This window comes from Sphingopyxis sp. (assembly GCF_035565275.1).
GTDB lineage: Bacteria > Pseudomonadota > Alphaproteobacteria > Sphingomonadales > Sphingomonadaceae > Sphingopyxis.
On record NZ_DATMST010000256.1, the window covers coordinates 1 to 6,610 of the forward strand.

At 64.7% G+C, this 6,610-nt stretch carries 9 protein-coding genes; 8 read left to right on the forward strand and 1 reads right to left on the reverse strand.

What is annotated here, in order from left to right; all coding sequences use genetic code 11:
- The 8 genes from VN047_RS17425 to fghA form a co-directional block, all read left to right on the forward strand.
- The coding region (locus tag VN047_RS17425) for an L-serine ammonia-lyase, iron-sulfur-dependent, subunit alpha (protein ID WP_325544898.1) at positions 1–157 on the forward strand (157 nt) is incomplete at its 5' end.
- A gap of 68 nt (positions 158–225) precedes the next feature.
- Positions 226–510, forward strand: a complete 285-nt coding sequence (locus VN047_RS17430; RefSeq protein ID WP_325544884.1) for a hypothetical protein — start codon at positions 226–228, stop codon at positions 508–510.
- 135 nt (positions 511–645) lie between these two features.
- Positions 646–1,758, forward strand: coding sequence for an S-(hydroxymethyl)glutathione dehydrogenase/class III alcohol dehydrogenase (locus VN047_RS17435; RefSeq protein ID WP_325544886.1), 1,113 nt, complete (start codon positions 646–648; stop codon positions 1,756–1,758).
- Positions 1,759–1,765: 7 nt separating this feature from the next.
- Positions 1,766–2,149, forward strand: coding sequence for a VOC family protein (locus VN047_RS17440; protein WP_325544888.1), 384 nt, complete (start codon positions 1,766–1,768; stop codon positions 2,147–2,149).
- Positions 2,149–3,018 (forward strand): formyltetrahydrofolate deformylase, encoded by an 870-nt coding sequence (purU, locus tag VN047_RS17445; RefSeq protein WP_325544900.1) that lies wholly within the window; start codon positions 2,149–2,151, stop codon positions 3,016–3,018. The genes VN047_RS17440 and purU overlap by 1 nt, the downstream gene beginning before the upstream one ends.
- A 54-nt stretch (positions 3,019–3,072) precedes the next feature.
- Positions 3,073–3,453: a VOC family protein gene (locus VN047_RS17450; protein ID WP_325544890.1), complete on the forward strand. Its 381-nt coding sequence runs from the start codon at positions 3,073–3,075 to the stop codon at positions 3,451–3,453.
- Between the two features lie 5 nt (positions 3,454–3,458).
- Complete coding sequence (locus VN047_RS17455; RefSeq protein WP_325544892.1) at positions 3,459–3,959, forward strand: prolyl-tRNA synthetase associated domain-containing protein; 501 nt, start codon at positions 3,459–3,461, stop codon at positions 3,957–3,959.
- 545 nt (positions 3,960–4,504) lie between these two features.
- The gene (gene fghA / locus VN047_RS17460; RefSeq protein WP_325544894.1) at positions 4,505–5,353 is read left to right on the forward strand and encodes an S-formylglutathione hydrolase; all 849 of its coding nucleotides are present in this window, start codon (positions 4,505–4,507) and stop codon (positions 5,351–5,353) included.
- 79 nt (positions 5,354–5,432) lie between these two features.
- Here the strand turns inward: fghA and VN047_RS17465 are convergent, their stop codons facing one another.
- Positions 5,433–6,419 carry a quinone oxidoreductase gene (locus tag VN047_RS17465; RefSeq protein ID WP_325544896.1) on the reverse strand — a complete coding sequence of 329 codons (987 nt, stop codon included), beginning with the start codon at positions 6,417–6,419 and terminating at the stop codon, positions 5,433–5,435.
- Positions 6,420–6,610 lie beyond the last annotated feature (191 nt).

A 6,610-nucleotide genomic window follows, 5' to 3' on the forward strand; every position in this document is an offset into this window, starting at 1 on the left:
GATCGACGCCAGCCGCATCGCGATGATCGGCGACGGCACGCATGTCGTCAGCCTCGACACGGTGATCGCGACGATGCTGCAAACCGGCCGCGACATGCGCGACAAATATAAGGAAACGTCGAAGGGCGGGCTGGCGGTCAGTGTGGTGGAGTGTTGATGGGCTAACGCCAAAGCGCCTCGTTTTGCTGCCTAACCATTTCGGACTGCGAAAACGAGGCTCGCGCCTTGAACATCGAAACCTCTTGGCAGTTGCTACCAAGTGCGGCCTTGAGGTTATCCTTCATCGTCATCCCGGACTTGATCCGGGATCCATTGCCGCGCCGACGTCATGGACCCCGGGTCAAGCCCGCGGTGACGAAATGGGATGGCAGCAGAAGTGACTTTCCTACATTATTTTGCGCGCATAGCCTGCTTGCCATGACCACCGCGATCCCACCCGTCACGCTGCCCGGCGCCTTGCCCTCGGCTTTGGTCACCGGGGAGGCGAACCAAGAGGGGGACGTGGCGTGACCTTTGTGACCTTCCGGACAAAATGACACCGCCATCGGGATCCCGAATCGCAGCGCCGTCGGGGTCATTGCACGCTCCGATCTTGCATTGCCGCCGCGTTTGCCTGATTGGGATCGCCAAGAAGGAGACCGCCCCATGAAGACCCGCGCCGCCGTTGCGTTCGAAGCGAAGAAGCCGCTCGAAATCGTTGAACTCGACCTTGAAGGCCCGAAGGCGGGCGAAGTGCTGGTCGAGATCATGGCGACGGGTATCTGTCACACCGACGCATACACGCTCGACGGCTTCGACAGCGAGGGCATCTTCCCGAGCGTGCTGGGGCATGAGGGTGCGGGTGTGGTGCGCGAGGTCGGCGCGGGCGTGACGAGCGTAAAGCCGGGCGACCATGTCATCCCGCTCTACACCCCCGAATGCCGCCAGTGCAAAAGCTGCCTTTCGGGCAAGACCAACCTCTGCACCGCGATCCGCGCCACGCAGGGCAAGGGGCTGATGCCCGACGGCACCACGCGCTTTTCATACAAGGGCCAGCCGATCTTCCATTACATGGGATGTTCGACCTTCTCGAACTTCACCGTGCTGCCCGAGATCGCGGTCGCGAAGATCCGCGAGGACGCGCCGTTCCAGTCGAGCTGCTACATCGGCTGCGGCGTGACCACCGGCGTCGGCGCGGTGATCAACACTGCGAAGGTGCAGGTCGGCGACAATGTCGTCGTCTTCGGCCTCGGCGGCATCGGATTGAACGTGATCCAGGGCGCGCGCCTTGCCGGCGCCGACAAGATCATCGGCGTCGACATCAATCCTGCGCGCGAGGAATGGGGCCGCAAGTTCGGCATGACCGAGTTCCTGAACTCGAAGGGCATGAGCCGCGAAGATGTCGTAGCGACGATCGTCCAGATGACCGACGGCGGTGCGGATTATACCTTCGACGCGACGGGCAACACCGAGGTGATGCGCACCGCGCTCGAGGCATGCCATCGCGGCTGGGGCACCAGCATCATCATCGGGGTCGCCGAAGCGGGCAAGGAAATCGCGACGCGCCCGTTCCAGCTCGTCACCGGGCGCAACTGGCGCGGCACGGCGTTCGGTGGCGCCAAGGGCCGCACCGACGTGCCGAAGATCGTCGACATGTACATGACCGGCAAGATCGAAATCGACCCGATGATCACTCACGTCATGGGGCTCGAGGAGATCAACAAGGGCTTCGACCTGATGCACGCGGGCGAGAGCATCCGCAGCGTCGTGGTCTTCTGAGGCCGGCATGTTCAGTCATGTGGCGCTGGGCGCCGACGATATCGAAGCGGCACGCCGCTTCTACGATGCCGCGCTGGGTGCGCTCGGGGTACCGGCGGGTGTGGTCGACGCGTGGGGCCGGCTCATCTATTCGCACGCCGGCGGGCGTTTCCTGATCACCAGGCCGCTCGACGGCGGCCCGGCCAATGGCGCCAATGGCGGAACGCTCGGATTTGTCGCAGCCTCGACCGAAGCGGTCGATGCCTGGCACGCCGCGGGCGCGGCGAATGGCGGTACGGCGATCGAGGATCCGCCGGGCATCCGTCAGGTAACCGAAGGACGGACGGTCTATCTCGCCTATCTGCGCGATCCCGCCGGCAACAAGCTGTGCGCGACGCACCGGGTCACCTGATGGACGGCAACCAGCCCGCCTTCGTCCTCACCTTCAGTTGCGTCGATGCCGTCGGCATCGTCGCGGCGGTGACCGGTCTGCTTGCGGAGCGCGACGGCTTCATCCTCGACAGCCAGCAATATGCCGACCTTGATTCGGGGCGCTTTTTCATGCGGGTCGAATTCCGGGGGGCAGGGGCGCGGTTTCCCGGAGAACTGGCGGCAGTGCAGGAGGCGTTCGCGCCGATCGTCGAACGCTTTGCCATGGACGCGCGGATCAGCGACAACCGCATCAAACCGCGCTTCGTCATCGCGGTGTCGCAGGGCAGCCACTGCCTTAACGATCTGCTCCACCGCTGGTCGACCGGTAACCTCGCGATCGACATTGCAGCGGTCGTGTCGAACCACGAGCATCAGCGGCGGTTGACCGAATGGCACGGTGTGCCGTTTCATCATCTGCCCGTCAGCGACGCCAATCGCGAAAGCCAGGAGACCGCGATACTGCAGATCATGGCCGATGCGGGTGCCGACTATCTCGTGCTCGCGCGCTACATGCAGGTGTTGTCGCACGAGATGTCGGCTGCTCTTTCGGGGCGCTGCATCAACATCCATCACAGCTTCCTGCCGGGCTTCAAGGGCGCAAAACCCTATCATCGTGCGCAGGAGCGCGGGGTGAAGCTGATCGGTGCGACCGCGCATTTCGTGACGAGCGACCTTGATGAGGGGCCGATCATCGAACAGGCGGTCGAGCGCGTCGATCACCGCGATTCGGTCGACGAACTGATCCGTATCGGGCGCGATACCGAAGCGCAGGTGCTCGCGCGCGCGGTGCGCTGGGTCGCCGAACAGCGGGTTTTGATCGACGGGCGCAAGACGGTGGTCTTCCGCTGAGGCGGCGAACAAGATACGTAGCGATTCGCAACCAAAACCGGAGGAGCAAAGGCGATGTACAGTCACAATATGGTCGGGGCGAACGACCTCGAAGCCGCCAGGAAATTCTATGATGCGACGTTCCAGGCGCTCGGCGGCAGGCCGGCGATCGAGGACGAAAAGGGCCGTCTGATCTATCTGCACAATGGCGGTATTTTCCTCGTCACCGCGCCGATCGACGGCCAGCCGGCGACGGTCGGCAATGGCTGCACCATCGGTTTCGCCGCAGCGAACCCCGAACAGGCCGATGCGTGGCATCAGGCAGGCGTCGGAGCCGGCGGCACCTCGATCGAAGACCCGCCGGGCGTGCGTGAAGGCAATGGCATGAAGATGTATCTCGCCTATCTGCGCGACCCGACCGGAAACAAGGTCTGCGTCATGCACCGTATGGCCTGACGACAATGCGCGGCGAAACGGGATTGCTGGCGGACCTTGGTGTGCTTGGCATCCCGTTCGCTGCGCACGAGCATGACGCGGTGTTTACGGTCGCAGAGAGCGATGCGGTTCATGCCGCGATGCCCGGTGTGCATACCAAGAACCTGTTCCTCAAGGACAAGGGCGGCGCCTTCTGGCTCGTGACCGTCCCGTCCGATGCACGCGTCAATCTGAAGGCGCTACCCGCCGCGATCGGCTGCAAGCATGTGAGCTTCGGCAAGGCGGAAGATATGGAACGGCTGCTCGGTATCGCGCCGGGGTCGGTAACGCCGCTCGCCGCGATCAATGCGATGCCGGGAAGCATCACCGTTGTGCTCGATGCGCCGCTGGTGGCGGCCGACATGGTAAACGTCCACCCGCTGCGCAACACCGCGACGCTCGGCCTTTCCGGCGCCGCGATCCTCGACCTGCTGCGTCATTGGGGACATCAGCCGCTTGTCGCGCAGATTCCTGTCCAGACCGCATAATAAAGCCGCCGAAGCACGAGGCTTCGGCGGCTTCTTTCGCGACGCTATGGTCGCGATTATGCCTGGGGCTCGGGAGCCGGCGCAGGTTCTTCCGACGGTGCGGGTTCGTCGGTCGGCGCGGGCGCCGGGGCCGGCTCGTCGGTCGGCTCTGCCGTGGGAGCGGGGGTCGGTTCTTCGGTGGGAGCCGGGGCTTCCGGTTCCTGGGCTACGGCCAGCGGCGCGATAAGGAAGCTTGCCGCCGCAACGGCCATAATCGAAATCTTACGCATAATTTCCCCTATGAATTGGGAGAGGTCGGTTGACCCGAAAGACGCCATGTCCGCTGTTTCCCGCGGGCCAAGCCCGTGTCAAACCTGTGTTATTATGGGAAAGTTCCGTCGTTGTTTTCGAACGGGCCGCTTGCAGGACGAATGGACCCGAATGCGCGTCGGGCCGAGTTTGCTGCGCCGATAGTGCCTGAGACGGTCAGCCGCTTTCGTCCAAACGCGTCGTATCGATCGAACGGCGGGTTGCGCCTTTGGGGCATGCGCGGCACAAGCTTTGCCATGACCCTCGAAACCCTCTCGACCGTTCGCAGCCATGGCGGCACACAGGGCGTGTACAGGCACGCCAGCACGACCACCGGCACAGACATGACCTTCGCGGTCTTCATCCCCGACCATGCGGAGGGCGCGAAGCTGCCGGTGCTCTGGTATCTGTCGGGTCTGACATGCACCCACGCCAATGTGATGGAGAAGGGCGAATATCGCGCCGCGTGCGCCGAACATGGCGTGATTTTCATCGCCCCCGATACCAGCCCGCGCGGTGAAGGAGTCCCCGACGATCCCGACGCGGCATATGATTTCGGGCTGGGTGCGGGTTTCTATGTCGACGCGACCGCCGAGCCATGGGCGAAGAATTACCGCATGCGTTCCTATGTCGAGGACGAGCTGCCCTCGTTGGTACTGCGCAACTTCGCGAACGCCGATCTGTCGCGGCAGGCGATCAGCGGCCATTCGATGGGCGGGCACGGCGCTCTGACGATCGGCCTGCGCAATCAGGACCGTTTCCGCTCGGTTTCGGCTTTTTCACCGATCGTCGCGCCGTCGAAGTGCCCGTGGGGCGAGAAGGCGCTTGGCCACTATCTCGGCGACGACCGCGAGGACTGGCATGCCTATGATGCGTGTGCACTGCTCGATCAGGGGCTGCGCGTGCCCGACCTGCTCGTCGATCAGGGTGAGGCCGATAACTTCCTGACCGAGCAGCTCAAGACCGGATTGCTCGTCGAGGCGTGCGAACGCGCGGGGCAGAAGGCGGAAATCCGCATGCAGCCGGGGTACGACCACAGCTATTATTTCATTTCGACCTTCATGGCCGAGCATGTCGCCTGGCATGCCGAACGGTTGAAGGCCTGACCATCGTCCCCGCGAAGGCGGGGACCGCTATCGACCTTGCATAATTCCGCCAGCAGCTCCCGCCTTGCGGACGCGACGCTTATGATTGTTCGGGGATCAGCAAGGTCGATCCCGTCGTCCGCCCGGCCTGCAAATCCGCATGCGCACGCGCCGCATCCTGCAGTCCGTAGCGCTGGCCGACGGTGATCTTTACCGCGCCCGACGCGATCATCTCGAACACCCGCGCCGCACCCGCGGCGCGTTCGCCGGGCAGGTGATAATAATCGAACAGCGTCGGGCGCGTCACGAATTGCGACCCGTGCTGCGCGAGCACGCCGAGATTGACGCCCGTCACCGGTCCGCCGGCATTGCCATAGCTCACGATCAGGCCGCGCCGCGCGGTGGCCTTCAGAGACACGTCCCACGTCGCCATGCCGATGCCGTCGAAGGTGACGGGGACGCCCTGACCGTCGGTGATCTCGCGGACGTGCGCCGCGACGTCGTCCTGTCGGTACATCAGCACATGATCGGCGCCCGCTTCGCGCGCCGCATGCGCCTTCGCCTCGGTGCTGACGGTACCGATCACACTGGCGCCGATCGCCTTCAGCCACTGGACAAGGATCAGGCCGACGCCGCCCGCGGCGGCGTGGACGAGCACGGGCCAGCCGGCCTCGACCTTTGCGCAGCGTTCGACGAGCATTTCGACCGTGCAGGCCTTGAGCAGCGCGGCGGCGGCTGTTTCGTCGTCGATGTTCGCGGGAAGCTTGAACAGCGACGCGGCGCCGACGATCCGCGCGCTTGCATAAGCGCTGCGTTCGGGACCGAAAGTCGCCACGCGATCGCCGGGCTGGAGGCCATGGACGCCTTCGCCCACGGCGACGACCTCACCCGCCGATTCGACGCCGAGGCCGCTCGGCAGCGGGACGGGATAGGTGCCGTCGCGGTGATAGGTGTCGAGATAGTTGAGCCCGACCGCAGTCTGGCGCAGCACGACCTGCCCGGGGCCGGGATCGCCGAGCGTCACCTCGCGCCAGTCGATGACCTCGGGGCCCCCCTGACTTTCGATAAAGGCTTCGATCGCTTTCATGCGCGCGCTCCTGCTGTCCGGACCATCTGGTGGGCCGGGCCGGGGAGTGCAAGAGCGATGCGGTGAAAGCCCCTCCCCGGCAGGGAGGAGCGGTCATATCATTTCGGGCGACGCGGGCTGCGCTGGCCGTATGGCTTGGGCTTGTAGCGCTCGTTGCCGCTCGGGCCCCCCGGGCCCCCCGGGCCGCCGGG